General features: G+C 33.4%; 25 protein-coding genes. 12 read left to right on the top strand and 13 right to left on the bottom strand.

Translation table 11 applies throughout. The annotated features are described in order from the left end of the window. Positions 1–217 precede the first annotated feature (217 nt). The 8 genes from ACSVH2_RS11420 to ACSVH2_RS11385 all read left to right on the top strand — a co-directional run bounded on the left by ACSVH2_RS11420 (position 218) and on the right by ACSVH2_RS11385 (position 6,102). Positions 218–1,171 (top strand): isopenicillin N synthase family dioxygenase, encoded by a 954-nt coding sequence (locus tag ACSVH2_RS11420; protein ID WP_438093314.1) that lies wholly within the window; start codon positions 218–220, stop codon positions 1,169–1,171. A gap of 74 nt (positions 1,172–1,245) precedes the next feature. Continuing rightward, positions 1,246–1,578 (top strand): translation initiation factor, encoded by a 333-nt coding sequence (locus ACSVH2_RS11415; protein ID WP_438093313.1) that lies wholly within the window; start codon positions 1,246–1,248, stop codon positions 1,576–1,578. Between the two features lie 82 nt (positions 1,579–1,660). Further along, positions 1,661–2,527, top strand: a complete 867-nt coding sequence (locus ACSVH2_RS11410) for a nucleoside phosphorylase (RefSeq protein ID WP_438093312.1) — start codon at positions 1,661–1,663, stop codon at positions 2,525–2,527. 3 nt (positions 2,528–2,530) lie between these two features. Continuing rightward, positions 2,531–3,070, top strand: a complete 540-nt coding sequence (locus tag ACSVH2_RS11405) for a GNAT family N-acetyltransferase (RefSeq protein ID WP_438093311.1) — start codon at positions 2,531–2,533, stop codon at positions 3,068–3,070. A gap of 1 nt (position 3,071) precedes the next feature. Then, on the top strand, positions 3,072–3,923 hold the full coding sequence (locus ACSVH2_RS11400; protein WP_438093310.1) for a substrate-binding domain-containing protein: 852 nt from the start codon (positions 3,072–3,074) through the stop codon (positions 3,921–3,923). 17 nt (positions 3,924–3,940) lie between these two features. Then, on the top strand, positions 3,941–4,873 hold the full coding sequence (locus ACSVH2_RS11395; RefSeq protein ID WP_438093309.1) for a transglutaminase: 933 nt from the start codon (positions 3,941–3,943) through the stop codon (positions 4,871–4,873). A 70-nt stretch (positions 4,874–4,943) separates the two neighbouring features. Beyond that, positions 4,944–5,513: a DUF3575 domain-containing protein gene (locus ACSVH2_RS11390; RefSeq protein ID WP_438093308.1), complete on the top strand. Its 570-nt coding sequence runs from the start codon at positions 4,944–4,946 to the stop codon at positions 5,511–5,513. Between the two features lie 10 nt (positions 5,514–5,523). Then, positions 5,524–6,102, top strand: coding sequence for a hypothetical protein (locus tag ACSVH2_RS11385; RefSeq protein WP_438093307.1), 579 nt, complete (start codon positions 5,524–5,526; stop codon positions 6,100–6,102). 3 nt (positions 6,103–6,105) lie between these two features. Here the strand turns inward: ACSVH2_RS11385 and ACSVH2_RS11380 are convergent, their stop codons facing one another. After that, a complete protein-coding gene (locus tag ACSVH2_RS11380) occupies positions 6,106–6,771 on the bottom strand; it encodes a uracil-DNA glycosylase (protein WP_438093306.1) in 666 nt (221 codons plus the stop codon). 84 nt (positions 6,772–6,855) lie between these two features. Here ACSVH2_RS11380 and ACSVH2_RS11375 point away from each other — a divergent pair, with 84 nt between their 5' ends. The 3 genes from ACSVH2_RS11375 to ACSVH2_RS11365 all read left to right on the top strand — a co-directional run bounded on the left by ACSVH2_RS11375 (position 6,856) and on the right by ACSVH2_RS11365 (position 9,695). Further along, positions 6,856–9,024: an endonuclease MutS2 gene (locus tag ACSVH2_RS11375; protein WP_438093305.1), complete on the top strand. Its 2,169-nt coding sequence runs from the start codon at positions 6,856–6,858 to the stop codon at positions 9,022–9,024. 53 nt (positions 9,025–9,077) lie between these two features. Beyond that, the gene (locus tag ACSVH2_RS11370; protein WP_438093366.1) at positions 9,078–9,491 is read left to right on the top strand and encodes a thiol-disulfide oxidoreductase DCC family protein; all 414 of its coding nucleotides are present in this window, start codon (positions 9,078–9,080) and stop codon (positions 9,489–9,491) included. Between the two features lie 66 nt (positions 9,492–9,557). Then, positions 9,558–9,695 carry a hypothetical protein gene (locus ACSVH2_RS11365; protein WP_438093304.1) on the top strand — a complete coding sequence of 46 codons (138 nt, stop codon included), beginning with the start codon at positions 9,558–9,560 and terminating at the stop codon, positions 9,693–9,695. Positions 9,696–9,734: 39 nt separating this feature from the next. On the opposite strand, the gene ACSVH2_RS11360 is transcribed toward ACSVH2_RS11365, so the two are convergent. From ACSVH2_RS11360 to ACSVH2_RS11305, 12 genes are all read right to left on the bottom strand, one after another. Next, positions 9,735–10,793: a T9SS type A sorting domain-containing protein gene (locus tag ACSVH2_RS11360; protein ID WP_438093303.1), complete on the bottom strand. Its 1,059-nt coding sequence runs from the start codon at positions 10,791–10,793 to the stop codon at positions 9,735–9,737. 64 nt (positions 10,794–10,857) lie between these two features. After that, positions 10,858–12,111 (bottom strand): dicarboxylate/amino acid:cation symporter, encoded by a 1,254-nt coding sequence (locus ACSVH2_RS11355; protein ID WP_438093302.1) that lies wholly within the window; start codon positions 12,109–12,111, stop codon positions 10,858–10,860. After that, positions 12,112–13,173 (bottom strand): chorismate synthase, encoded by a 1,062-nt coding sequence (aroC, locus tag ACSVH2_RS11350; protein WP_438093301.1) that lies wholly within the window; start codon positions 13,171–13,173, stop codon positions 12,112–12,114. A 115-nt stretch (positions 13,174–13,288) separates the two neighbouring features. Next, positions 13,289–13,720 carry a protease complex subunit PrcB family protein gene (locus ACSVH2_RS11345; RefSeq protein WP_438093300.1) on the bottom strand — a complete coding sequence of 144 codons (432 nt, stop codon included), beginning with the start codon at positions 13,718–13,720 and terminating at the stop codon, positions 13,289–13,291. Then, a complete protein-coding gene (bshA, locus tag ACSVH2_RS11340; protein WP_438093299.1) occupies positions 13,717–14,850 on the bottom strand; it encodes an N-acetyl-alpha-D-glucosaminyl L-malate synthase BshA in 1,134 nt (377 codons plus the stop codon). The genes ACSVH2_RS11345 and bshA overlap by 4 nt, the downstream gene beginning before the upstream one ends. A 66-nt stretch (positions 14,851–14,916) precedes the next feature. After that, positions 14,917–17,916, bottom strand: a complete 3,000-nt coding sequence (locus tag ACSVH2_RS11335) for a glycoside hydrolase family 3 N-terminal domain-containing protein (protein WP_438093298.1) — start codon at positions 17,914–17,916, stop codon at positions 14,917–14,919. A gap of 12 nt (positions 17,917–17,928) precedes the next feature. Further along, positions 17,929–18,411 carry an ABC transporter ATPase gene (locus ACSVH2_RS11330; protein ID WP_438093297.1) on the bottom strand — a complete coding sequence of 161 codons (483 nt, stop codon included), beginning with the start codon at positions 18,409–18,411 and terminating at the stop codon, positions 17,929–17,931. A 20-nt stretch (positions 18,412–18,431) separates the two neighbouring features. Next, on the bottom strand, positions 18,432–19,223 hold the full coding sequence (locus ACSVH2_RS11325; RefSeq protein ID WP_438093296.1) for a (Fe-S)-binding protein: 792 nt from the start codon (positions 19,221–19,223) through the stop codon (positions 18,432–18,434). 87 nt (positions 19,224–19,310) lie between these two features. Next, entirely contained in the window at positions 19,311–19,757 is a 447-nt protein-coding gene (locus ACSVH2_RS11320; protein ID WP_438093295.1) for an LNS2 domain-containing protein, read from the bottom strand. Positions 19,758–19,836: 79 nt separating this feature from the next. Then, positions 19,837–21,144 carry a 4Fe-4S dicluster domain-containing protein gene (locus tag ACSVH2_RS11315; RefSeq protein WP_438093294.1) on the bottom strand — a complete coding sequence of 436 codons (1,308 nt, stop codon included), beginning with the start codon at positions 21,142–21,144 and terminating at the stop codon, positions 19,837–19,839. Positions 21,145–21,149: 5 nt separating this feature from the next. Next, positions 21,150–22,109 carry an MlaD family protein gene (locus ACSVH2_RS11310; RefSeq protein ID WP_438093293.1) on the bottom strand — a complete coding sequence of 320 codons (960 nt, stop codon included), beginning with the start codon at positions 22,107–22,109 and terminating at the stop codon, positions 21,150–21,152. A 51-nt stretch (positions 22,110–22,160) separates the two neighbouring features. Continuing rightward, positions 22,161–23,360 (bottom strand): N-acetylmuramoyl-L-alanine amidase, encoded by a 1,200-nt coding sequence (locus ACSVH2_RS11305; RefSeq protein ID WP_438093292.1) that lies wholly within the window; start codon positions 23,358–23,360, stop codon positions 22,161–22,163. A gap of 183 nt (positions 23,361–23,543) precedes the next feature. Between ACSVH2_RS11305 and ACSVH2_RS11300 the strand changes: the two genes are divergently transcribed. Continuing rightward, positions 23,544–26,162: a putative LPS assembly protein LptD gene (locus tag ACSVH2_RS11300; RefSeq protein ID WP_438093291.1), complete on the top strand. Its 2,619-nt coding sequence runs from the start codon at positions 23,544–23,546 to the stop codon at positions 26,160–26,162. Positions 26,163–26,165 lie beyond the last annotated feature (3 nt).

Genomic DNA, 26,165 nt, shown 5'->3' with positions numbered 1-26,165 from the left:
ACCAAAAGTACTAAAAAGTGTTTAGTTATTTGGTAAATAGAAAACAGAAAATACAGAAAAGAATATAGATAAAAGCTAACTCATTATCAATGACTGAGTAGACCATTCAGTCTTGCTTATTGTTAATAACTTTGGTTTTGCATATTTAAAAAATCGTTACATTTGTAGTTATGATTGGAATTTTTCCAGTTTAAGTTATTAACAATAAAGTTTTAGTATGCAACAAATTCCTAGTGTTGACTTACGTGATTTCCTGTCGGATGAGCCGGCACGTAAACAAAAGTTTGTAAATGAAATCGGAAGAGCTTATGAAGATATTGGCTTCGTAGCGTTAAAAGGTCATTTTTTAGATGACAAATTAGTTGGAGATTTATATTCGGAAGTACGCAACTTCTTTGGACTTCCATTGGAAACCAAAGAGAAATATGAAATTCCGGGTATTGGTGGACAACGTGGTTATGTTTCTTTTGGAAAAGAGCATGCCAAAGGGCGTTCGGCTGGAGACTTGAAAGAGTTTTGGCACTTTGGACAATATGTTAGCGAAGGGTCAAAATACGCTCATGAATACCCAGATAATGTAACGGTTGCTGAATTACCACACTTTAATGAAGTGGGAAAAGAAGCCTACAAAATGCTGGAAAAAACAGGTATTTATGTATTGAGAGCGTTGGCATTGTACATTGGTTTAGATGAATTTTATTTTGATAATTACATCAAAGACGGTAACAGTATCCTGAGACCAATTCACTATCCACCTATTACCGATGAGCCAAAAGACGGTGCTGTTCGTGCAGCTGCTCATGGTGATATCAACTTGATTACACTATTAATGGGTGCACAAGGCAAAGGGTTACAAGTACAAAATCATGATGGCGAATGGATTGATGCTATGGCACAACCCGATGAGTTAATGATTAATGTAGGCGATATGTTATCCCGTCACACCAACAATAAATTGAAATCTACTATTCACCAAGTGGTGAATCCGCCAAGAGAGTTATGGGGAACATCGCGTTTTTCTATTCCGTTTTTTATGCATCCCGTTAGTGATATGCCTTTAAACTGTCTAGAGAAGTGTATTGATGCTAATAATCCAAAGGGATTTGAGGACATCACAGCAGGTGAATACCTTGATGAAAGACTAGTAGAATTAGGATTAAAGAAAAAATAAAGGTTAATTCAATAATTTCATTAAAGACATTGAGTTATTTGCTTGATGTCTTTTTTGGTTTTTTATAAAATATAATGGATTTACAGGAACAACTAAAAAAACTTTTTCCAGACCACGAACCATCCACCGAAAAAGAGGAAGTGTTTCAAGAAGAACATGAACTTTTTATTCAAAAGGAACCTATGATTTGCAAATACGAAAAGCGAAAAGGCAAAGCCACTACCATCATAGAAGGCTATGAAGGCAGTGATGAAGATTTTAAAATATTAGCCAAAGAAATAAAGACAAAACTCAGTGTAGGTGGCACTTTCAAAGATGGAGCTATCATCATTCAAGGCGATTATCGCGATAAAATAATGAACATCCTAAAGGATAAAGGTTTTAAAACCAAACGTGTTGGTGGATAAAGTAGCATTCAGTGATCAGTATTTAGTGGTCAGAAACTTGAAACTATAAACCACAAACTTGAAACTATAAACAAAAAAAACAATGATACAATCTTCAGAATTAATATTAAACCCAGACGGTAGTGTTTACCACTTAAATCTGAAACCCGAACATATTGCACACGACATCATCTTTGTAGGTGATCAAAACCGAGTGGAAAAAATAACGCAATTCTTTGATAGTATTGAATTCTCTACTCAAAAGCGTGAATTTAAAACCCAAACAGGCTATTACAAAGGTAAAAAAATGACTGTCATGTCCACCGGAATTGGTCCGGATAACATTGATATTGTTATGAATGAATTGGATGCCTTAGTGAATATAGATTTAGAAACCCGTAAACCTAAAGCAAATTTAACTTCGTTAAACATCATTCGAATAGGAACTTCGGGTTCATTACAAGCAGATATTCCTTGCGATAGTATGGTTATGAGTACCTATGGATTAGGCTTAGACAATATGCTTCGCTCCTATCTGATAGATGATATATCTGAAAAAGACATAGAAGATGCTTTTATAAAACAAACCGATTGGGATATGCGAAAAGGCAGACCTTATGTAATATCTTGTTCTGAAACACTAGAAAAACGCTTGGAAAGTACTCAAATTTATAAAGGTTTTACTGGAACTGCAGGTGGATTTTATGGTCCACAAGGACGCGTTTTACGTCTCGAAATTCAAGATGCAAACTTAAATAGCAAAATGGATAGCTTTGACTACAATGGAATAAAAATGACCAATCTAGAAATGGAGACTGGCGCTATTTATGGCTTGGGTAAATTGTTAGGTCATGAGTGTTTGTCCTTAAACGCCATCATTGCTAATAGAGCTACAGGAACATTTAGTGAAGATCCTTATAAAGCGGTTGATGCTTTGATTGCATATGCATTAGATAAATTGGCGGGATAAACTATGACATTAGTATTGGAAACAGAACGATTACTATTAAGACCATTGGAACTTTCTGATGCTGAAGACATGTTTGCTATGGATAGTAATCCAGAAGTACACAAATACCTTTGGCAAAATCCGACACAAGCCATAGAAGAAAGCATTAAAACCATTGAGTATGTTCGTAGCCAATATGAAAGAAATACTATTGGTCGTTTTGCTACAATACTCAAAGAAACTGGAGAATTTATTGGTTGGACAGGCATAAAATATATAGATGACCATGTTGAAAACGGGAATACTAATTTCTATGATTATGGTTATCGTTTGAATGAAAAACATTGGGGCAAAGGTTATGCTACCGAAGCTTCCATCGCTTGGCTTGATTATGGTTTTAATCAAATGAACATTGACAAAATGAACGCCTATACACATCATGAAAATGGTGCTTCCAATCATATCCTTAGTAAAGTAGGTATGAAAATGATGGAAAGTTATCCAGATAAAGATGGTGTTATTTGGAATTGGTGGTTGATGGAAAATCCTAACTTGAAAAAATAACATGAAGAAAGTCAAAATCGTTGGAGTTCCAGAACATTTTAACTTGCCTTGGCATATGTGTATTGACAATGGCGAGTTTGAACAAGTTGGTATTGATTTACAATGGACAGACATTCCAGAAGGCACAGGTAAAATGTGTCAAATGCTACGTGATGGTGAAACGGATATCGCTGTTATTTTAACCGAAGGAATTGTAAAAGATATTGTTGGAGGAAATCCAAGTTCGATAGTACAAGTTTATGTGGAAAGTCCATTGATTTGGGGGATTCATGTTGCTGCTAATTCAAAATACCAAACACTAGCTGATTTAGAAAACACCAAAGTAGCTATCTCACGCTATGGTTCAGGTTCGCATTTAATGGCATATGTCAATGCTCAAAATCAAAATTGGGATACCAATAACCTGCAATTTGAAATAGTAAATACCATTGATGGTGCCATTGAAGCTCTGACTAATGGCGCTGCTGATTACTTTATGTGGGAACGATTTATGACCAAACCATTAGTAGATAAAGGAATTTTTCGTCGCGTTGCCGATTGTCCAACTCCTTGGCCTTGCTTTGTAATTGCGGTAAGAAATGAATTTTTAGAACACAATAAGCAAACCCTTTCTCTTATAATTGACATTATTAACAACACTACTACAGAATTTAAAGAAATTCCAAGTATTGATAGGACTTTGGCATCAAAATACCATCAGCAATTACAAGATATTCAGGAATGGCTTTCGCTTACTAAATGGTCTCAAAAAACACTAGACGAAAAAGTGTTAAACAAAATTCAAAATCAGTTGTTTGACCTAAAAATTATAGATAAAAAGGGTACTTTTGCTGAAATAGTAAAAGCCATTTAGCTTTTGCCATTGGCATCATGATCAAATTAAATAATCTCACTTATCCGCGTCTGAAAGAAATATTCAGGATAAAAAGTCCTTGGGATTTGATTATCATATTTATCTTGAATGTCTTAATAACCATTCCTGTATTCATCATTGCTCATAATAATTTCATCACGCTCCAATGGGCACATAACGTTGATAGAATTATATTATTTATTCTCATCCTTGTAATTATTCAGTTAATTTTAAGAGCTATGAGAAGAGTGACTTTAATTTCGGTTATTCTCTATCTGATTTTGCTTTTATTTGGAACCTTATCTGGTAAGTATGGTTTTCAAAATATTTTTGAAGATTACCGTTCGATGATGTATACCATGGATGAAAACCCATATCCGCAAGACATTATCATTTCTAGACTAATGCCTTTTCCCAATAAATCGAAAATTTTAGATGCGGTAGAATATCAAAACCCAAAAGTCAGAGATTTTGCCTTTATGGCAATTAATAAACATTTCAAAAAAATTAAAGGTTACCATGACTATTTCACAATCATACAATCTTTTGCCATTTTCAAAGAAATAAATGCTAACTGGAATTATGTTAGCGATCCAAAAGGTCATGACTACATTGCTAAAGCTACTGAGTCGCTAAAATATCTCTCAGGAGATTGTGATGACCACTCTATTTTAATGGTGGCTTGTATAAAATCTATTGGAGGAACTTCAAGATTAATTCATACCAAAGGACATATCTATCCCGAACTTTATATTGGCAACAAAAGAGATTTAGAGCGTATCAACTATCTTATAAAAAAAATACTTTTCCCACTAGAAAGTAAAAATAATGCCATTCATTATCACATAGATGAAAGAGGTAATATTTGGCTCAATCTAGATTATACTGCTAAATATCCTGGTGGTCCGTTTATGAATGAAGAAATATTAGGTGCTTTAACCTTGGATTAATTCTTTTATATATTTAACAAGTACACAATACTTTATTTACTATATTCGTTTTCAAATAAAACAATCTTTAATGAAAAAATTATTTTGTCTACTGCTTTTAGCATCATTAGCCACGCAAGCCCAGGAGAATTCAATAATTTCCAATAAAAAAACCGAATTGCGTGTGGATGTTTTATCTGCAATAGTTTATACCAAATTAAGTGTAAGCTATGAAAGATTTTTTGACAACGACTATTCTATAGGTATCAATGTGAATTATTCAGACAGCGATAAATTAAATGAAGACTTTGACAATGGCTACAGAAACAATGTTCCTAAGTATGAGTTCAATCCTTATGTTCGCTATGCTTTATCAAAAAGTAAAACGAGATATTATTTTGCCGAAATTTTTGGTTCCTATAATGGTGGCGATTATAAAGAAATAGTCAGACTAATTGATGAAAATGGGGATGCCTATTATGCTACCGAAAAGTCACAATACACCGATTTTGGATTGGGTGGCAGTTTAGGATATAAAATGTATTTTCACGATAGTTTTGCCTTAGAAGTTTTGGTAGGTTTTGGTTCCAATCTTTTTAATAGAGAAAAAAGTCCCGATGTGATTTCGAGAGTTGGTATTAATTTAGGGTATAGATTTTAAACAAAATAGTATGAAAAAATTATTGCTCATAGCGTTTGCATTTTTACTTTCAAATTGTGACACAAACGATGATGGTTTCTACAATAACATTTATATAGATGTACCCAATTTAGTTACCATTCAAACACAACCAACCTACAGTGTTGGTGACTTTATTTATGTAAATGCAGATTTCTCAAGATACTTACCCGAAGTTGGTCAAAGCGAATTATTAGATATCTATCACTCAACTGGTGGCGCTACTCAATTCACTTTTACTTATCTTATTGAAAGAAAAATAAATGCAACCGAATGGGAAGTTGTCACCGTAAATGATAGTCAACTCGATATTAATTTAGGAAGTGCTCAAAATGGTTCCTATATTTATGCTATCTGTGAATACAATAATACTGACCAAACCTATGAATATAATGTTGGTTTTCCTTTGTTGAATGCTGGTGAATACCGTTTGAGTTTTGGATACAATAGTGCTTCAACCAATAGTGTAGAATTGCGTTCTGAAAGTTCTTCTAGTAATCTAATTGTAAATATCAATTCTGTTGCAGCGAATATTGATGCTGCAGGTTATTATTATTTTAATGTAAATTAATATTTACCAATTAATTGTTTCCTTTACTATACTTTTAAGATAATCATTTGTTTTACTAAAATGTTTATTTCCAAACCATAATCCACGATTAGCACTTAATGGTGATGGATGTCCGGTTTCCAAAACCAAATGTTTATTTCTATCAATTTTCGCCCCTTTCTTTTTGGCAAATCCACCCCAAAGAAGAAAAACTACATGCTCTTTTTCATCCGATATTTTTTGAATTACGGCATCAGTAAATAGTTCCCAACCTTTATTTTGATGACTTCCTGCTTCACTTTCTCTAACGGTTAGTGTAGCATTGAGCAGTAAAACTCCTTGGTCTGCCCAACGTTCCAAGTTGCCCGATTTAGGAAATGGTACATCCAAATCAGTTGCGATTTCTTTAAAAATATTGATTAACGATGGTGGAAAAGCAATGCCTTCATTCACCGAAAAACACAAACCATTAGCTTGTCCTAATCCGTGATATGGATCTTGACCAATAATTACTACTTTGACTTTGTCAAAAGTACAATGGTTAAATGCAGCAAAAATATGGTCCGCTTTAGGAAAACACTTTTTAGTTTCATATTCCGATTTTACAAACGAAATAAGTTGTTGAAAATAGGGTTTTTCAAATTCTGGCTTTAGTATATCATGCCATGAAGAATGCATTTTGATTAACATCTCTTAAAATTTTATCAAAAATACTATTTTCAATTGCAATATGGATTTTATCCTTTGTAACTTTGAAGCAAAGACATTGATTTAATGATTTCGATAACAGATAAAACATTACAAGATTTAGAATTTAATACGGTTTTACAAACCATTTCAGAGCGATGCAACACTGAAATTGGGAAAGAAAAAGCGCTTGCAATAGTTCCTTTTAAAAATAAGGAAACACTAGTGAATGCTTTGATACAAACTTCTGAATTTCTTTCCTCGTTTACCAATAACAATGCAATTCCCAATCACGGATTTGACAATCTTACCAATGATATTAAATTCCTGGCCATTGAAGATAGTTTTCTAGAAGTAAGTAGCTTTAGAAAAATAGCAACTCTTTCGGAAACAGTGAATGCAATGTTATTGTTCCTAAAAAAATTCAACGATTACTATCCTAAGCTAAACGAAAAAGCATCACAAGTTGAATACACCAAATACATCATCCAAAAAATAGATGAAGTAGTTGATAAATATGGCGAAATCAAAGATAATGCTTCACCTGATTTGATTAATATTCGAAGAGACATGAGTGTGGTTCGAGGCAAAGTTAATCAAAGTTTTGGCCAAGCCATGAGCCAATACAATTCGTTGGGATATTTAGATGAAATTAAAGAAAGTTTTGTTGAAAATCGTAGAGTTTTAGCGGTTTTGGCAATGTATAGAAGAAAAGTAAAAGGTTCTATTTTAGGCAGTTCCAAGACAGGAAGTATTGCCTACATTGAACCAGAAGCAACATTACGCTATTCAAGAGAATTGAGTAATCTTGAATATGAAGAGCGAGAAGAAATTACCAGAATTTTAAAAAAACTTTCCAATGAAATTCGTCCTTTTATTGATTTATTAAAACAATACCAAGACTTTTTAAGCGATATGGATGTAGTTGCTGCCAAAGCAAAATACGCACGAAAAATCAATGCGATTTTACCCAATATTATAGAGGAAAAGCGATTGTATTTTAGAGATGCTTATCATCCTATTTTATATTTAAACAATAGCGAAAAAAAAGAAACAACTTATCCTCAAACTATTGAATTAAACAAGGAAAATAGAATTATCGTCATTTCAGGACCAAACGCAGGTGGAAAAACCATTTCGTTAAAAACCGTTGGACTGTTACAATTAATGTTGCAATGTGGCATTTTAATTCCGGTTCATGAACGCAGCGAAACCTTTCTTTTTGATCGTATTCTAACAGATATTGGCGATAATCAATCCATAGAAAATCACTTGAGCACATACAGTTATCGATTGAAAAATATGAATTACTTTTTAAAAAAATGTAATGCCAAAACGTTGTTTTTGATTGATGAATTCGGAACTGGTTCAGACCCAGAATTGGGTGGCGCTTTGGCTGAAATTTTCTTGGAAGAGTTTTATCATCGGGAAGCGTATGGAATTATTACAACTCATTATTCCAATTTAAAAATTTTAGCCAACGAATTGCCATTTGCCAGTAATGCTAACATGCTTTTTGATGAAAAGTCTTTGGAACCTATGTACAAACTGATACTTGGTCAAGCAGGAAGTTCATTTACTTTTGAAGTAGCACAAAAAAATGGCATTCCTTATGGATTAATTAATCGTGCTAAAAAGAAAATTGAAGGCGGAAAAGTACGCTTTGACAAAACGATTGCCACACTACAAAAAGAGCGTTCCAAACTGGAGAAAACCTCTCAAAATCTTAAAGAAGAAGAAAGTAAAGCTCGAGAGGAAAGCAAAAAAATGGAAACTATTAACATTAAAATTCAGGACAAATTAGAACGTTACCAAGAGCTATATGATGCCAATCAACGGTTGATTTATATGGGACAAAAAATTGATGATATTGCCGAGAAATACTTTAACAATAAAGATAAAAAAGTATTGATTGGAGAGTTTTTAAAAATAGTGGAAATAGAAAATTCCAAACGAAAAAAAGCTACCGCTAAAGAAAGAGTAGAAAAAGAAATCATCAAAAAGAAAGTGATTGAGGAAGTTCAAGTTAAAGTTGAAGCCATTAGAGAAGTCAAAAAAGAAAAGAAAATAAAAGCCCAAAAAACAGAAGCTGAAAAACCAAAAGTAATTTTGAAAGTTGGTGATCGAGTAAGAATGTTTGATGGTAAAGCCGTTGGAACAATTGATAAAATTGAAAAAAACAAAGCGGTGGTGAATTATGGTGTATTTACTTCAAAAGTAAACTTAGAACAACTTGAATATGTCCAAGCAAAATAATACTGAGTTTCTGAAATGAAATCAGAACAACTAAATTCAGCATAAATATGGAAATTTCAACTCTTCCAAAAGACAAAAAAATAATTCTCTTCGATGGGATTTGTAATCTTTGTGATAGCTCAGTTCAATTAATTATAAAACACGATAAAAAAGATGTTTTCCGTTTCGTTTCTATTCAATCACAACTAGGACAAGAAATTTTAAATTATATAGGAGTCGATAGCAAAAAGGTAGATAGCATTATTTTGTATGAACCTGAAATTGCCTATAACCTCAAATCGGAAGCCGCTTTTAAAATTGCCAAAGAGTTAAGCGGAATATACCGCATTTTAGGTTTATGCTCCATTTTTCCTAAAGTTATTACCAATACTATTTACGACTACATTGCCAAAAACCGTTACAAATGGTATGGTAAAAAAGAAAGTTGCCTAATTCCCACAGAGGAATTAAGAACAAAATTTCTTTAGTATGACAATTGTCATATTTCTATTGTTCAATTTTAAATACTTTTGATTACCTAAACAATAGAAATCATGAACAACTTGATGTTACCGTTGTATTCTCATGAAAATGGATCTTTCATTATGATTGGAGTATTTGCTTTAGTTATAATTGGATTAATTGGCGCTGTTTTCCTAATGATGGGAAGTGATACAAAGAAAAAAGACTAAGCAATGCTTAGTCTTTTTTTATAAATTATTGTAAAAAAGTTATTCTTTAACAACTTTTTTAGTAGCTGTACCTTGATCAGTAACGATTTTCATCATGTAAACTCCTGTTGATAAATCACTAATAGAAACTTGAGCGTCAGTAGCATTTATTTTTTGAGATTTTACAACTCTTCCATTCAAGTCTGTCATTTCGATTGTTTCAATAACAGCATTCATATCATTTGAAATAGTAACTAAATCTCTTGATGGATTTGGATAAACAGAAAAATCAACATTATTTGTAACTTGGTTAACACTTAAAAGCGAACCAGTTGAAACAGCTTTAACTTGAAGGTTATCCATTACCATTGTAGCTGATGATGAATTAGGTGCTGCAGTAGTATTACCTGAAAAAGAAATAAAATCAACTTCTGCAGGATCAGTTCCTGTTGCGCTTCCGTTTACTGATATACCAGCAGCAGCAATTCCTGGTCCTTTAATTAGAACTTGTCCTGTAGTTTTGTTATAAGAAATTCCGATTCTACTGAATGTGTCAGCTGGTAATTGAATACCTGGAGCGGCAGCCAATGAATAGGTATAGCTTCCAACAGGGTTACCTGTTGGTGTAGAATAAGCTACTAAAAATAACTCACGTGTAGCAGCTCTAACTGTGAAACCTGCTAATACTCTATCACCAGCAGCATTAAAAATGTAAGCTCCAAAAGTATTTCTACTAGTTGTTGTTCCAGCACCTGGATTAATATCTAATTCCAACTCAACAATATTGTTACCAGACACTCTAGCCGCCCAAAGCGCAGGAAAACCATCTTGCCACATGTAACGACTTCCTTTGTCTCCATTTGGCCCTTCAAATTGCAAACCTAAACTTGCATTACCTCCAGAAACAATCTGTGAATTAGTAACACCAGCATTTGTTGAAGTTGTAGGAGCAGTACCATTACTTGCAAAAAATAAATAATCACCTTGCCCTGGAATTGTTCCCGTTATTTCTGTAGAAACATCACCTACAGTCAATGCATTAAAATCTTCTGAAAGAAGAACTTGAGCACTCGAAAATAATGGTGCTACGAATAATGATAATAGTAAAAGTTTTTTCATAAAGTTTTTATTTTTTGATTAAAAAGCAAATTTAGTGAACACGCAATAAAAAACAACACTTTTTTTATTCTTTTTCCCATTTACCAACTACAGATGTTGCTAATGCATTTCCTAACACATTGGTAGCGCTTCTGAACATATCACAAAAATGATCTATGGGTAAAATTAAAGCAATACCTTCAATAGGAATATTAAACATGCCACAAGTAGCAGCAACAACCACTAAACTGGCTCTTGGTACACCAGCAATTCCTTTACTTGTCAACATCAAAACTAGAAGCATCGTCATTTGAGTGCCTAAATCAAGATGAACACCATAAGCTTGTGCAATAAAAATGCTGGCAAAAGTCATATACATCATGCTCCCATCAAGATTAAAGGAATAACCTAACGGTAACATAAAGGAAACTATCTTGTCTTTTACTCCAAACCGTTCTAATTCCTCTGTTAATTTTGGAAAAACAGCTTCAGAACTTGTGGTTCCAAAAGCAATGATTAATGGACTAAGTATTCTTTTTAACAAAGTAGTCATATGACCTTTCAGAAAAATATAACCCACTAACAATAAGACCAACCAAAGCGATGAAATTCCAACTAAAAAGGAACCAAAAAATTTGGCATAGGTGATTAATAATTCTTCCAAATTTCGAATAGCAAAAACACCAGTGATGGCACCAAAAACACCTATCGGAGCAAATTTCATTACATAATTCACCATTTTTAAAATGATATGTGATGTCTTATCCAATGCATTTACAACCGGTTTGGCATGGTCACCAATAGAAGCAGCCGCCAATCCAAAGAAAATAGAAAATATTACAATTTGCAATATTTCATTAGTTGCCATAGCTTCCACTATACTTTTTGGAATAATGTGTTCAATAAAATTTTGTGCCGAAAAATTTTGTGTTTTTTCGGTTACTTCTGAGGCAGTCGAGGCATCAATATCGGATAAGTTTAAGCCAACACCCGGTTGTAAAATATTGACCCAAAACATCCCAATTAGCAACGAAATAAAAGAAGCTGTAAAAAACCAACCCAATGCCTTTCCTCCTATTCTTCCGACGGCTTTAATATCGCCAAGTTTGGCAATTCCAACAACCAACGTTGTAAAAACCAATGGTGATATAATCATTTGAACCAATCGAATGAAAACGGTTGCCAACATTTTTATATACCCACTAAACTCTTTAGCAGATTCTACCGAATAGTTATTATGAACATAAATCCCTATGAATGCTCCAATAATCATGGCAATAAGAATCTGAACAGTTAGATTGGATAGAAAAGATTTCTTTTGAGTTTCTTGGGTATTCATTTAACGATACGTTTTATTAAGTAAATAAAAATCAGCTAAAACAAGTGCAGCCATGGCTTCCACTATGGGAACTGCTCGTGGTACAACGCATGGATCATGACGACCTTTTCCTTGCTGCTCTATAATCTCGTTTTGATTGGTTAAAACTTCTTGTTTTTGAATTAATGTAGCCACAGGTTTGAAAGCAACTCTGAAATAAATATCCATTCCGTTTGAAATACCACCTTGAATTCCGCCAGAAAGATTGGTTTTGGTTGTCCCGTCTTCATTGTATAAATCATTATGCTCGCTACCTTTCATACGTGCGCCGCAAAATCCGCTGCCAAATTCAAATCCTTTAACAGCATTGATTGAAAGCATGGCTTTTCCTAATTCGGCATGAAGTTTATCAAAAACTGGTTCGCCAAGACCAATGGGAACATTTTGAATGACACAGGTTATTGTTCCACCAACAGTATCACCTTGTTTTTTAATTTCCTTGATATAGTTTTCCATTTTCTCTGCTGTAGCCAAATCGGGACAGCGAACTGCATTACTTTCTATTAAAGAAAAATCAACTTCCTGATACCGTTTTTCCATGAAAATTTCGCCAACTGAAGAAACAAATGCATTGATTTTGATTTCAGACAAAACTTGTTTAGCGATAGCACCAGCTACAACTCTGCAAGATGTTTCGCGAGCAGAACTTCTTCCACCACCGCGATAATCTCTTACACCATATTTTTTTTCATAAACATAATCGGCATGACTTGGTCGATAGGAATCTTTAATATGTGAGTAATCGTCAGATTTTTGATTGGTGTTTGGTATGATAAAACCTATTGGCGTTCCTGTAGTTTTTCCTTCAAAAATACCAGAAAGAAACTGAACTTCATCTTCTTCTTTTCTCTGGGTAACTATGGATGATTGACCTGGTTTTCTGCGTTGCATTTCATTGCGAATAGCTTCCAAATTTAAAGTAATTCCTGCGGGACAACCATCTATAATTCCACCTAATGCATCGCCATGTGATTCACCAAAAGTGGTCAATCTAAAAAGTGTACCATAACTATTTCCAGCCATTTTTCTTGTGTTTTAAACAAATATACTATTTCTGATAGAAAGTAAAAATTAAATTGAAGAAGTTGATGATGGTAAACGCATTTGAATGTAAAACGTTACTATAGTTTGAAAAAAATTATTTTATAATAATCGGTTTTTTTGATTTGATTTTCACAACACTATAAGGATAAACATAATCTGTTTGATTAACAGGATTATTTTCAACTGACTGAGGATTTATTTCTTTAATATTGAGTATAATATTTTCATCGGTTTCTTCTACTTTATCTATAATGATATTATAATTCCCTTCGGGTAATGGTCCCATGTTGAGGATAATAAAATTACAATTTTGTAAATCTTCCGTTTTTATTTTTTTTCTCAAATTATCATCGGATAAAAGCATCTTAATTTCATTTGGTTCCGAAAGAATTTCATAAAATTTAATATTAGCTCCACCATCGCTATTATAATTCAATACTTCATAAAGTGGATTTTCAACCACACTTTTTGTTGTTGAACATGAAAATAAAAGAAATGCTGTAAAAAATAGGATTATTTTTTTCATTTGGAGTCTTCTATAGCTTTAATATATAAGTTTTCGTATAAAGGAAGAATATTTTTGATATCAAATTGTTTGGCAACTTCTAATGCATTTTCCTTGAATTTAGACAATGTTTCATTATTCGATAAAATTTTCAGAGCATTCTCAGCCATACTATCAACATCGCCAACATTGCTCAAATAACCTGAAATTCCATCAAAATTTACTTCGGGCAAACCTCCTGAATTACTGGAAATTACAGGAACACTCCATGCCATTGCCTCAAGTGCAGCTAGTCCAAAACTTTCGGTTTCAGAAGGTAACAGAAACAAATCAGAATAAGCTAAAATTTGGTCAATCTCGTTGCTGTTACCAAAGAAAATAACTTTTTCTTGAATACCTAATTCAAGACAGAGTTGTTCTGCTTTTTCTTTTTCAGGACCATCACCTACCATCATCAATTTGGCCGGAATTTGTTGTTGGATTTTATAGAAAATTTTAATAATATCAGGAATGCGTTTTACTTTCCTAAAGTTACTAATATGAGTAACAATGCGCTCTTCTTTATTTGCCATAACAGAGCGTTGACAAGAAATTAAAGGTTCATTTCTATGTTTATCCAATTCAATAAAATTAGGAATAACATTTATCTCTTTTTTGATATTAAAAAGTTTATAGGTATCGTCTTTTAAACTCTGAGAAACCGAAGTTACCACATCCGATTTGTTGATACTGAAACTTACAGCTGTTTTGTAAAACGGATGGTTTCCAACAAGTGTGATATCAGTTCCGTGAAGTGTCGTTACCATCGGAATTATGATGCCTTCGTCTTTCAACATTTGCTTTGCCATGTAACCTGCATAAGCGTGAGGAATGGCATAATGCACGTGTAGTATTTCAATTTTGTAAAGTTTCACCATATCTACCAACTTACTTGACAAAGCCAATTCATAAGGTTGATAGTGAAATAAAGGATATTCTGGAACGTTTACTTCGTGGTAATGCACATTTGGATTGAGCAGCGCTAAGCGAACAGGTTGCCGATAGGTAATGAAATGAATTTCATGACCACGATGTGCCAATTCCAATCCTAATTCTGTGGCAACTACACCGCTTCCACCAAAAGTGGGATAACAAACAATGGCTATTTTCATAAGGAAATTTTACAGCTACGAATTTAAGAAAAATAGAAACGAAAACCTTTAAAACACAATTAAAGATTATTTATCTAAAATTGCATCTTGTATCACTTTCTGAATATCTTCTCTAATATTCTCTTTCGAAAGTTTGTTGGGAAGATTTGAATCGGGATAAGTTCTATTGGAAAGGAAAATATAGACAATCTCCGAGGCTGGATCTGCCCAAGCTATTGTTCCTGTAAAACCTGTGTGCCCAAAACTTGACATAGAAACACAACCACATGTTGGTCCTGCATTTCCGAGCTGTGGTTTGTCAAATCCTAATCCGCGGCGGTTGCCGTCAGTGCAATACCAACAGGTATTAAAATCATTAAAAGTAGCTTCAGAGAAATAGGTTTGATTCCCATAATTTCCTTTTTTAAGGTACATTTGCATTATCTTGGCAACATCCATCGCATTGGAAAAAATACCAGCATGTCCGCCAACGCCATTTTCCATGGCAGCTTCCATATCGTGTACATAACCTTGAATCGTATCGTGACGGAAATAATTGTCGATTTCGGTTGGAACTATTTCCTTTTTATCAAACTTTTTCAAAGGATTGAACAGCGTATTATTCATACCTAAAGTTTTGTAAAAATTATCATAAGCCAATTCATCTAGAGGTTTACCAGTTATTTTTTCTAAATATTGTTTTAGAATTATAAAGGTAAAATCGCTATAGCGGTACTCTTTTTTATCAATTAATGGACTATTGATGATTTTCTTAATGATAGTGTCATGGTAATCATCACGAAGAAATAAACTATCGGAAACTTGTTTGGTAAAACCTTCTGTACTTACTTTTCGATAGTATTTATCCATTGGAATTTTTGCAGAGTCAACCGTTGCTTTGTAAAAAGGAATCCACGCTTGCATTCTGCCATAGTGCGATAACAATTCTTTGAAAGTAATTTGCTCTTTATTAGAACCTTTGAAAATGGATAACATTTCGCCAAGCGTTGTTTCAAGATTTACTTTTTTCTTGTCATATACTTGCATAACATTAGGTAACGTTGCTACCATTTTTGTTATAGAAGCAACATCATATAAGTCTGTATTTTTAACTTTAGTAGTGTTGTCATAAGTATGAGAGCCAAACGATTTTTGGTAAATCACTTTCCCTTTTCGAGCTACTAAAATTTGCATTCCTGGAGCCATTTTCCCATCGATAGCTTTTTGAGCCAATTTTTCAATTTGGTTTAGCTTTTCAGAACTCATACCTACATTTTCTGGAGTGGTAAATCCCAATCGATTGAGTTTTTCTGTTGCAATTCCATCACCAGCTTTAAAAGTTTCATTGATAGAAACGGGTAGTTTTCCTTTGGCATCAATAGCTCCAAAAAGAAGTTCGGCTGAAACTTCTTGCGCAATAGTGCCATTTTGATAGGAAACAACAACGCCTTCAATAGCATCAAAATTTGAGATTTTTGATAGAGAATAAGGTTTAGCAAAACAATCAATAATCACTTTCTTTTGTGTAGCAATTCTATCTATAAGTTGCAATTCATTTTCGGTTAATTCAGGGTTTTTCCACCAAGATTTATCTGATTTGTGATACCCAATAATTACAGTTTCAAAGTCCATTAATTTTATCATTAATGTATCGATATTGGCATCAAAAACTTCGGTGACTTCGGTGTATTTTTTTAAAGTATTTACAAAAGTAGTATTGATATCATCGCCCATTTTAAAGTAGGCAATTTTTTGATTAAGATTTTTTATTGGTAAAATAGCATCCTGATTTTTTACGACTGTCACGGCATTTTCATATAACTGATATTGCAAATCTAGATTAGACTTTGGATTCAAATCATTATAAATATTAATACCTTCTACTGGTTTGTAATTATTTAAACCTGCCTTGAATTTGTAATGTAAAATTTTCTTTACTGACTCTTCTAATCGACTATCGGTAATAAGTCCATCTTTATAAGCCAAACTTATCTTCTCCACAGCAAATGGAACATTTTCAGCAAAAAGTAAAATATCATTACCCGCAAGAAATGCTTCTAAATCAATTTCACCTGGTTTTTTAAAATTACTGGCACCTTTCATGTTAAGTGCATCTGTAAAAATCAAACCATCAAAACCCATTTCGTTCTTTAATAAATTTGTGACTACAGGTTGGGAAATTGATGTTGGGTAACCTTCTCTTGGTTCTAAACTTGGCACATTTAAATGCGCTACCATTACTGAAACCAATCCTTCATCAAACATTCTTTTATAAGGATATAATTCTATTTTTTCGATATGGTCCAAGGAAGCATTTACTACTGGTAAAGCATGATGAGAATCGGTTGAAGTGTCGCCATGACCAGGAAAATGTTTTCCAGTAGAAAAAATACCTTGGCTTTGAACACCATTCATCAAAGCGATGGCATGTTCCGTAACATTTACTTTGCTTTCGCCAAAAGAACGATAACCAATTATAGGATTTTTAGGATTGGTATTAATATCTAAAACGGGAGCAAAATTAAAATGAACACCTAGCCTTTTGCTTTCTTTAGCCATACTCACTCCTACTTTTTCTACTAATTTTAAATCCTTAATAGCACCCAATGTCATATTAAAAGGATAGCGGAAAGTGGAGTCCAAACGCATACTTAATCCCCATTCGGCATCAATACCAATAAATAATGGGACTTTGGATAACGATTGGTATCTATTCGTCAATCGGGCTTGACGTTTTGGTCCGCCTTGAAAAAAGATTACACCACCAATAGTATAATCACAGACTAATTTTTCAATCGCATTTGTATGAATAGTATCTTTATTAGAATAAGCCGCAACCATGAAAAGTTGTCCCACTTTTTCTTTGAAAGTAAGTTGATTGTATACACTATCAACCCATTTGTTTTCTGAATAGGTTTCAGGGAAAAAGTTTTTTCGCTCTGATTTAAGATGGGGAATATAAATCTCTTCATCTTCGGCAAATCCTGCTTTTCCCAATGACGATTTCTTGTTTTTAGTTGACGAACAATTCGTAACCAAAAACAACAAAGCAATGAATAAACCTATTCTGAATAAAAAACTTTTCATGAAAAATATAGCTTAAAAAAATCGTCCATGCCAACTTTCGCCTGCTGGAACTTCCCAGTTTTCATTGAATTCTTCAATAGTGTTCACCAAATTATTAAAAACTATAGTATTGGCTGTTACTGCTTTTTCTTTTGCCATTTTCTTAAAATCTAGTAAAGACTTATGTGCAATATGATCGCCATTTTTGAACGTTACATTCATTTTATCCAATAAATCTACTTGGTATTTTTGTTCCAAACTTTGAATAAAAGCTACAGATGAGTCAATAGAACAACCGGTTGCTTGTTGGACTTCTTGGTTAACAACAATGATAATAAAACGGTTGTACTTCAATAAATACGATGCTTCAAGTCCAGTACCATGAGCTGACCAGTTTTCTAAAAATGATTTTAAATCATTTTCAATTTCTATCATTTCATCCTCTGAAAATTTTCGGTTGGATTGGTAAATCCATATTTTAGAGTCTTCGGGTAAATTTTCAAAAGGAACGTACATTTAATTTTAGGTTTAAAAAATTATAAATCTTGGGCGTTTGCAATTAATTCAGCAATATCCATTACTTTAATATCTGCTTCTTTTTCTTTATTTTTCACACCATCAGTCATCATAGTGTTGCAAAACGGACATCCAGAGGCTATGATTTCGGGTTTGGTTTCTAATGCATCTTCTGTTCTTTGAATATTGACTTCTTTATTTCCGGGTTCAGCATCTTTAAACATTTGAGCACCACCAGCACCGCAACATAAACCATTGGCACGAGAACGTTTCATTTCTACTAATTCAGCATCCAATTTTTGAATTAAATCTCTTGGTGCTTCATATATATTATTGGCTCTGCCTAAATAACATGGGTCGTGAAACGTAATTCGTTTTCCTTTGAATTGTCCACCTTCAATAGTTAATCTTCCTGAATCTAATAGTGATTTTAAAAACTCTGTATGATGAACAACTTCATATTTTCCACCCAATTCAGGATATTCATTCTTTAGAGTATTAAAACAATGAGGACAAGCAGTAACTATTTTTTTAGCTTCATATGCATTCAAAACCTCGATATTCATCATGGCTTGCATTTGAAACAAAAATTCATTTCCAGCACGTTTTGCAGGATCACCTGTGCAACTTTCTTCGGTTCCAAGCACTGCAAACTCCACATTGGCACGATTTAAAATACGCACAAATGCCTTGGTAATTTTCTTTGCTCTATCGTCAAAACTTCCCGCACAACCAACCCAAAACAACACTTCGGGTTGCTTACCTTGAGACAACATTTCTGCCATAGTTGGCACATTTAATACTTCAGACATATTTTTATTTTAAATTTAAAATATTAGATATTAAATATTCTACACAGCTGGTAAATATATTTAATATTTAAAATCTAATATCTAATATTATTCATGATGTTCGTCATCAAACACTTGAATGGTCACTTCTTTATCCACCAAATCCGTGAATTTTCCTCTGTATCGAGTCGCTTTTACTAAGTGATTGTCAATCCAATGGTAGTTTCCACCACGAGGTTTTCCGAAAAGAATTCCGTGGTATTTAAAACCATGTTTTTTCAACCAAATTTCGGTGTATTCTCTGTGTGCTTCCGTTCTTGAAGTGAAGAAGAATATAATGTGTCCTTCGTCATACCATTTGTTTAAAGTAACTAACGCATCAGGATAAACCTCTGCAGTTAGCATTCTTTCTGGTTCTTCGTTTGGAATATCGTCACAAACAGTTCCGTCAATGTCGATTAGATAATTCTTAATTCCTTCTGGTAAAATCGGACTTAAATGTTGTCCGTTTTGGGTAATACTTTGCAAGTTTTTGTCAATGTCTTCCGCTTTCATTTTTTACTTTTATAGTTTTCAAATTCATTCGACAAATCCTCAAGTCTCACATATATGAGAATTTATCAGTTTTAATATATTAATTTTCGTCTTTCCAGTTTAATCTATCCATTTGGTTATATTGCCATGGCGCACCATTGTTTTCAATATTAGTCATCATAGCATTTAATGATTGTGGCGCAGCACTTTGCTCCATTACCAAGTAACGTCTCATATCCATAATAATAGACAATGGACTAATATTTACAGGACATTCTTCAACACAAGCATTGCAAGATGTACACGCCCAAAGTTCCTCAGCTGTAATATAATCGTTTAATAATGATTTATTATCTGGTACAAAAACTCCTTTGTTAGCATCAATATTTTTTCCAACTTCCTCCAAACGATCACGTGTGTCCATCATGATTTTTCGTGGGGAAAGTTTTTTACCGGTTTGATTTGCTGGACATGATGAAGTACATCGACCACATTCTGTACAAGTATAAGCATTGAGCAATTGCACCCAATTCAAATCCATTACATCACTCGCACCAAATTTACTTGGAACGGCATTTTCATCTACAGGTTGGGCTGCAAATGGATCAGCATTTGGATCCATCATCAGTTTTACTTCTTTGGTAACACTTTCTAAATTGTCGAATTGTCCTTTTGGATTTAAATCGGCAAAATACGTATTAGGGAAAGCCAATAAAATATGTAAATGTTTGGAAAAATATAAATAATTAAGGAATATTAAAATCCCAACGATATGCAACCACCAAGCTGTCCTTTCGATTAAATGTAATTGTGAATCGTTGAATGAACTGAACCAAGAAGCAACATGTTTCGAAATAATATTTCCAGAATTCATTTCTTGAAAATGCAAATCAGAAGCATTCATTATTAAGAACAAAGACATCAATACGATTTCAAAATATAAAATAGTATCGGCATCTTTTTTTGGCCAACCTTTCAAATCAGAACTTACAAATCGTTTTAGCCTAATACTATTTCTTCTAATCCAAAATACAACAACCGCAATAAGCACTAAAACCGCCAATACTTCAAATGAACCTATGAGTAAACCATAAAATCCTCCTAGAAAAGAAAAAATTCGGTGTGTACCAAAAAGTCCATCGATTATTATTTCTAAAACTTCTAAATTGATAACCACAAATCCAACATAAACGATGATATGGAAAAATCCAGCAACTGGTCTTTTTACCATTTTAGATTGTCCAAGAGCAATCATAGCCATGTTTTTCCAACGCTCTGAAGAATTATCTGAACGGTTAACATCTCTTCCTAACTTAATATTACGAGATAGTTTTTTTACATTTTTGGCAAAAAAAGCAATTCCAGCAATTAAAATTATCGCAAAAAGTATGTTATCAATATACATCATAATTGTTATGGTTTTACGCGTAAAGAGTCTGAAACTGGTGCAACATATGGTTTATTTTTCTTTCCGAAAAGCGAAACATTAACATAGCGTGTTGGATTTAAACGCAAATCTTCCAAGAGTAATTCTAACTCTTTCGAAGTTTTAGCAAAATTGTTGTATAACGTTTCGTCCTTTGCTAATTTACCTAAAGTACCTTTTCCAGATTGAATATCGGCCATGATTTCATCAACACAAGCCAATGTTTTTTCTAAATTTTTAACGGTTTGCCCAATATTGGCATTTGCCAAAGAATCGGACATTGTTTTTAAATTGGCTGAAGCTTTGTCAAAGTTTGACATTGTAGATGATATTTTTCCCTTGTTATCGTCTAACAATTGGTTAACACTTACTGAGGCATCTTTGAATTCGGCTAGTGTGGCGTTTAGGTTGTCTAAACTGTTGCGCAAATTTTGTTTTGTTTTCTCATCTAGTACTTGATTGATACCCAATAGCATTACATTAGCATTTTCCAAAACCTTATCTAACTTTTCTTTGATAGGTTTTATTTCGTTAGAAACAACTTCCGTTAAACCAAGCTTGATAGACGAAACTAAAAATTCTCCTGAAGGCGCAATTTCTGAAGTGGTAATATTGGGAATTATAGCGATTTGTTTTCCTCCAATTGGTCCTGGAGAATACAATTCGGCAACGCTTCCTTTAGTTATTTGGTAATCGCCATTAATTTGAAGTTCAACTAATGAATTCCATTGCTCATCGAGTTTTATTGACATTACTTTACCAACAACCAATCCGTTTATAGTAACCGGAGATGAAGGTGTTAAACCATCAACATTGGAATATTTAACATAATATTTGTTGTAGCTAGATAGTAAGTCTCTTCCTTTCAAGAAACTGTAACCCCAAATAAATAATAAAATAGAAGCAATAACCAATATCGCAGTCTTAATTTCTCTAGTGATTTTCAATGGTAAAACGTTTTTGACAAAGTTAAAATAAAATATTAATACTCCTTATTATTATTGTTTTAATGCTTCTTGAACTGAAACTTTTTTGCCATTTTTAAAAGCAATTATAAACGCTGATGAATATCCTTTTGCCTTTGCTTCTGATAATAATCGTTTGGCTTCGTCATAATTAGCCGTATTGCCATACATGTATTTGTATAAAGTGCCTTCTGATGAAACAGAAATATTACTCAAACCATTGAAATTTGAGGGAACAGTATCTAATTTTTTTCCGCTGGCAGACAATTGAACTTTAAAAATGCTTCCTGTGGTTTCAACAACATCTTGTACTGGTGCAGTTTGTGGAACTGGTTTTGTCTCAGTTTTTTTAACTACTGGGTTTTTTGGGTCACCTTTTTTAGTTGGTGTAGCCGTTTTACTTGAGTCAATAACAATTGTTGGATCCATTTTTTGAGATGGTTTAATAATATTATCACCTTCTCCTGAACCATAGAATTCCTTTTTGTAACCAATAATAGCATTCGCAATTGCTTCGGCTATTTCTTGTTGTCCTTCTTCAGAGTCTAATTTTGCTCCTTCTTCTGGATTTGAAATAAAGCCCATTTCTATTAATACTCTTGGCATGTAAGCTTTGTGTAAAACCATGAATGGCGCTTGTTTTACTCCACGACTTTTTTTACCTAAATCGTCAATAAATCGGTTTTGAATTTTTCCTGCCAAAGCTATGCTGCTTTCTAAGTATTCTTCTTGTATCATGGTTGTGCTAATAATACTCTCTGGAGATTTTGGATCATAACCACCATATTTTTGTTTATAGTCTTTCTCCAAAGTAATCACTTCATTCTCTTTTTTTGCAGCTTCAAGATTGGAAGCGTTTTTTGACATACCCATTACATAAGTCTCACAACCATCGGCAGCGGTATTTTTATTAGCATTACAATGTATGGACACAAAAATGTTAGCATCAGATCTGTTCGCAATATTAGCACGCTCAATCAAATCGATAAAAACATCAGTTTTGCGAGTATAAATAACATCAATGTTAGGATTCTTTTCTAAAATCTTTCCCACTTTTAATACCACAGCCAATGCAATATTTTTTTCAATGTGTCCGTGATAAACTGCGCCATAATCATGATCACCATGACCAGCATCAAGTGCTACTTTGAATTTAGATTGACAGAAAATAGAATTGGAAATTAAAAATAATCCAACTAAATATAGAATTTTGGAGCAATTCAAGTTATTCATATGAAAGTAAAAAGTTAATTTTAATAAAAACCTCAAAGTTATAAACACAATATTTCTTTATTTTTGACCGAAAATATGTTTAAGTTTGCCTAGTCAAAAATCAAGCCATATTTCTACAAAAATAGCATTAAACCTTTGCAAAGAAACTTAATTTATATCGTTTTTTTAACAATTTTCCTAACATTGGGAAACCAAAAAACATATTCACAAGAGATACCACTCAAAACTGATTCTTTTCCAGCTAAAAATCAAATAGATACAACTAAAACCGCAACAGAAACCCTTATTCCTGTTGTAGATACAATCAAAACCGATAGCATTGTAAAGAAAAAGAAATTATTGGAAAGTAAGATTAAAAGGAAAGCAGTTGATTATGAAAAACTAGATCAAAAGAAAAAACAAATCACACTTTACAACAAAGCCGAGGTTTATTATGAAGATATTGAGTTAAAATCGGGGATAATTGTTATTGATTATGAAAAAAATGAAATATACGCCGGAAGAATAAAAGACTCAACAGGAAAATATACTCAATTACCCGTTTTCAAGCAAGGAGCCAATGTAGTTGAACCCGACTCTATTCGATTTAATTTTAAAACCAAGAAAGCATTGGTTTGGAATTCAAGAACAGACCAAGGGGAATTTAAGGTTAAAGCTGCCATTACCAAAAAAGAAAACGATTCCGTTTATTTCATGAAAGGTGCACGTTTTACCACTGCAAAAGACATTGATGATCCAGAATATTATTTTCAAACCAATAAAGTAAAACTTGTTCCGGGCAAAAAAGTGGTCGTAGGATTAACCAATATGGTCATTGCTGATGTTCCCACACCTTTGGCGCTACCTTTTGCTTTTTTTCCAATGACAGAAAAAAGCAGATCAGGGATAATTGTTCCGACCTATACTGATAGTGCTCAAAGAGGTTTTTCGCTTCAAAATGGCGGTTATTATTTTGCGCTGAGTGATAGTTATGACTTATCGGTTTTGGGAGATTATTATACCAATGGAAGTTATGGTTTACGATTTCAATCTTCCTATGGCAAGCGTTATAGTTTCAATGGGAATATAAATCTTAGATACGAAAATTTAATCACCAGCGAAAGAGGTTATCCCGACTATTCCAAAAGCACTATTTACAACATTCAATGGTCTCACACAAAAGATAGTAAATCCAATCCAAATTCTAGATTTTCAGCTTCGGTGAACTTAGGAAGTATTACCTATTACAGACAATCTCTTAATCAGGTGAATGTGGGTTCTAATTTGAATAACACGTTGAGTTCTTCGATTTCCTATTCAAAAACGTTTAACTCTGTTCCACAAGTTAATTTATCATTAACCGCTACACATTCTCAAAATACAAATACCGAAGAAATAAATATGACGTTGCCTACCTTGCAACTTAGTGTGGACAGATTGTTTCCATTTGCTCCAAAAGATGGTGTAAAAAAAGGGTTTTTCAAGAACATCAATTTCCAATATAATTTAAGAGGAGAAAACAGAATTCAAACCACCGACTCTCTTTTCTTTAAACCCGAAATGTTTCGAGATGCCCAAACTGGTTTCCAACATAGCATTCCTGTCAGCACCAACTTTAAACTATTTAAATATTTTAGTGCTACTTCAACCATAAATTACAACGAAGTTTGGTATTTTGAAACCATCAAAAAAGAATTTGATCCCGTTCAGAATGAAGTTGTAACTACAGAGATTCAAGGTTTTGACGCTTATAGAACCTATTCTTTTACAACGGGTATTGGAACTACGGTTTATGGAACATTTAATTTTGGTAAAGACAAAAAAATACAATCGATACGACATGTAGTCAGACCAAATGTGACTTATAGTTACGCACCGAGTTATGAAAAATATTATGACACTTACAACACAGACGGAAGCGGAACGATGCAAAAACAGTACACCCGATTTGAAGGTGGCATATTTGGAGCGCCAGGGCAAAACATGTCAAATAATGTTGGATTCAATTTGAGTAATACATTTGAGGCAAAAGTTACCGATAAAGATTCTACCAAAACGGAACCTAAAAAGATAATGCTTTTGAATAATTTAAATTTTGGAACAAGTTATGATATGACTGCTGATTCTTTGAAATGGTCGCCAATGCGAATAAGTGGTGGAACTCAATTATTGAACCAAAAGATGAATGTGAATTTTGCTGCAACACTCGATCCTTACGCGATAAATAATTCAGGACAACGAATCAATACATGGAATATTGATAATGGTGGAAGTTTATTCCGAATGACAAGTGCTAACATGACTTTAAACTACGCATTCGCTAGTACTGATTTTGATGGTTCGGTAAAGAAAAATGAACAAGGAACAAGAAATGGTGGACGTGAAGATGACTTATTTGGAACCAATACTGATTTGAGTGATAGGCGACAGAGCCAGTTTAGTGAAGATGAAGAAGGCAAAGAAGAAACAACGGAATTTTTTAAATATAAATTGCCTTGGGACATGAATTTGGCCTATACCTTGACCTATACCAACAATAATAGAGAACAAAGTATTACTGGAAATTCTGTAATGCTTTCTGTAAATACCGTGATAACACCCAAATGGAAAATAGGTGTTTCCACAGGTTATGACTTCGTTCAAAAGGGAGTCACTTTTACTCAGTTTCGATTTGAGAGGGATTTGTTAAGTTGGCGAATGGATTTTAATTGGGTTCCTTTTGGGGATAATGCCTATTGGGGATTTTTCATAGGAATAAAATCGGGAGTGTTGAGCGATATCAAATGGGATAAACGTTCACTTCCAGACAGAACTCTTAACTAAAAT

This window comes from Flavobacterium sp. RSB2_4_14 (genome assembly GCF_051547085.1).
Taxonomy (GTDB): Bacteria; Bacteroidota; Bacteroidia; order Flavobacteriales; family Flavobacteriaceae; genus Flavobacterium.
Note: the sequence above shows the minus strand (reverse complement) of the source record. Positions and strands in the feature narration are given on the sequence as shown.

What these genes read in the sequence shown, in the direction of transcription:
- ACSVH2_RS11420 (WP_438093314.1), top strand. Translation starts at nt 218, where the DNA reads ATGCAACAAATTCCTAGTGTTGACTTACGTGATTTCCTGTCGGATGAG.
- ACSVH2_RS11415 (WP_438093313.1), top strand. Translation starts at nt 1,246, where the DNA reads ATGGATTTACAGGAACAACTAAAAAAACTTTTTCCAGACCACGAACCA.
- ACSVH2_RS11410 (WP_438093312.1), top strand. Translation starts at nt 1,661, where the DNA reads ATGATACAATCTTCAGAATTAATATTAAACCCAGACGGTAGTGTTTAC.
- ACSVH2_RS11405 (WP_438093311.1), top strand. Translation starts at nt 2,531, where the DNA reads ATGACATTAGTATTGGAAACAGAACGATTACTATTAAGACCATTGGAA.
- ACSVH2_RS11400 (WP_438093310.1), top strand. Translation starts at nt 3,072, where the DNA reads ATGAAGAAAGTCAAAATCGTTGGAGTTCCAGAACATTTTAACTTGCCT.
- ACSVH2_RS11395 (WP_438093309.1), top strand. Translation starts at nt 3,941, where the DNA reads ATGATCAAATTAAATAATCTCACTTATCCGCGTCTGAAAGAAATATTC.
- ACSVH2_RS11390 (WP_438093308.1), top strand. Translation starts at nt 4,944, where the DNA reads ATGAAAAAATTATTTTGTCTACTGCTTTTAGCATCATTAGCCACGCAA.
- ACSVH2_RS11385 (WP_438093307.1), top strand. Translation starts at nt 5,524, where the DNA reads ATGAAAAAATTATTGCTCATAGCGTTTGCATTTTTACTTTCAAATTGT.
- ACSVH2_RS11380 (WP_438093306.1), bottom strand. Translation starts at nt 6,771, where the DNA reads ATGTTAATCAAAATGCATTCTTCATGGCATGATATACTAAAGCCAGAA.
- ACSVH2_RS11375 (WP_438093305.1), top strand. Translation starts at nt 6,856, where the DNA reads ATGATTTCGATAACAGATAAAACATTACAAGATTTAGAATTTAATACG.
- ACSVH2_RS11365 (WP_438093304.1), top strand. Translation starts at nt 9,558, where the DNA reads ATGAACAACTTGATGTTACCGTTGTATTCTCATGAAAATGGATCTTTC.
- ACSVH2_RS11360 (WP_438093303.1), bottom strand. Translation starts at nt 10,793, where the DNA reads ATGAAAAAACTTTTACTATTATCATTATTCGTAGCACCATTATTTTCG.
- ACSVH2_RS11355 (WP_438093302.1), bottom strand. Translation starts at nt 12,111, where the DNA reads ATGAATACCCAAGAAACTCAAAAGAAATCTTTTCTATCCAATCTAACT.
- aroC (WP_438093301.1), bottom strand. Translation starts at nt 13,173, where the DNA reads ATGGCTGGAAATAGTTATGGTACACTTTTTAGATTGACCACTTTTGGT.
- ACSVH2_RS11345 (WP_438093300.1), bottom strand. Translation starts at nt 13,720, where the DNA reads ATGAAAAAAATAATCCTATTTTTTACAGCATTTCTTTTATTTTCATGT.
- bshA (WP_438093299.1), bottom strand. Translation starts at nt 14,850, where the DNA reads ATGAAAATAGCCATTGTTTGTTATCCCACTTTTGGTGGAAGCGGTGTA.
- ACSVH2_RS11335 (WP_438093298.1), bottom strand. Translation starts at nt 17,916, where the DNA reads ATGAAAAGTTTTTTATTCAGAATAGGTTTATTCATTGCTTTGTTGTTT.
- ACSVH2_RS11330 (WP_438093297.1), bottom strand. Translation starts at nt 18,411, where the DNA reads ATGTACGTTCCTTTTGAAAATTTACCCGAAGACTCTAAAATATGGATT.
- ACSVH2_RS11325 (WP_438093296.1), bottom strand. Translation starts at nt 19,223, where the DNA reads ATGTCTGAAGTATTAAATGTGCCAACTATGGCAGAAATGTTGTCTCAA.
- ACSVH2_RS11320 (WP_438093295.1), bottom strand. Translation starts at nt 19,757, where the DNA reads ATGAAAGCGGAAGACATTGACAAAAACTTGCAAAGTATTACCCAAAAC.
- ACSVH2_RS11315 (WP_438093294.1), bottom strand. Translation starts at nt 21,144, where the DNA reads ATGATGTATATTGATAACATACTTTTTGCGATAATTTTAATTGCTGGA.
- ACSVH2_RS11305 (WP_438093292.1), bottom strand. Translation starts at nt 23,360, where the DNA reads ATGAATAACTTGAATTGCTCCAAAATTCTATATTTAGTTGGATTATTT.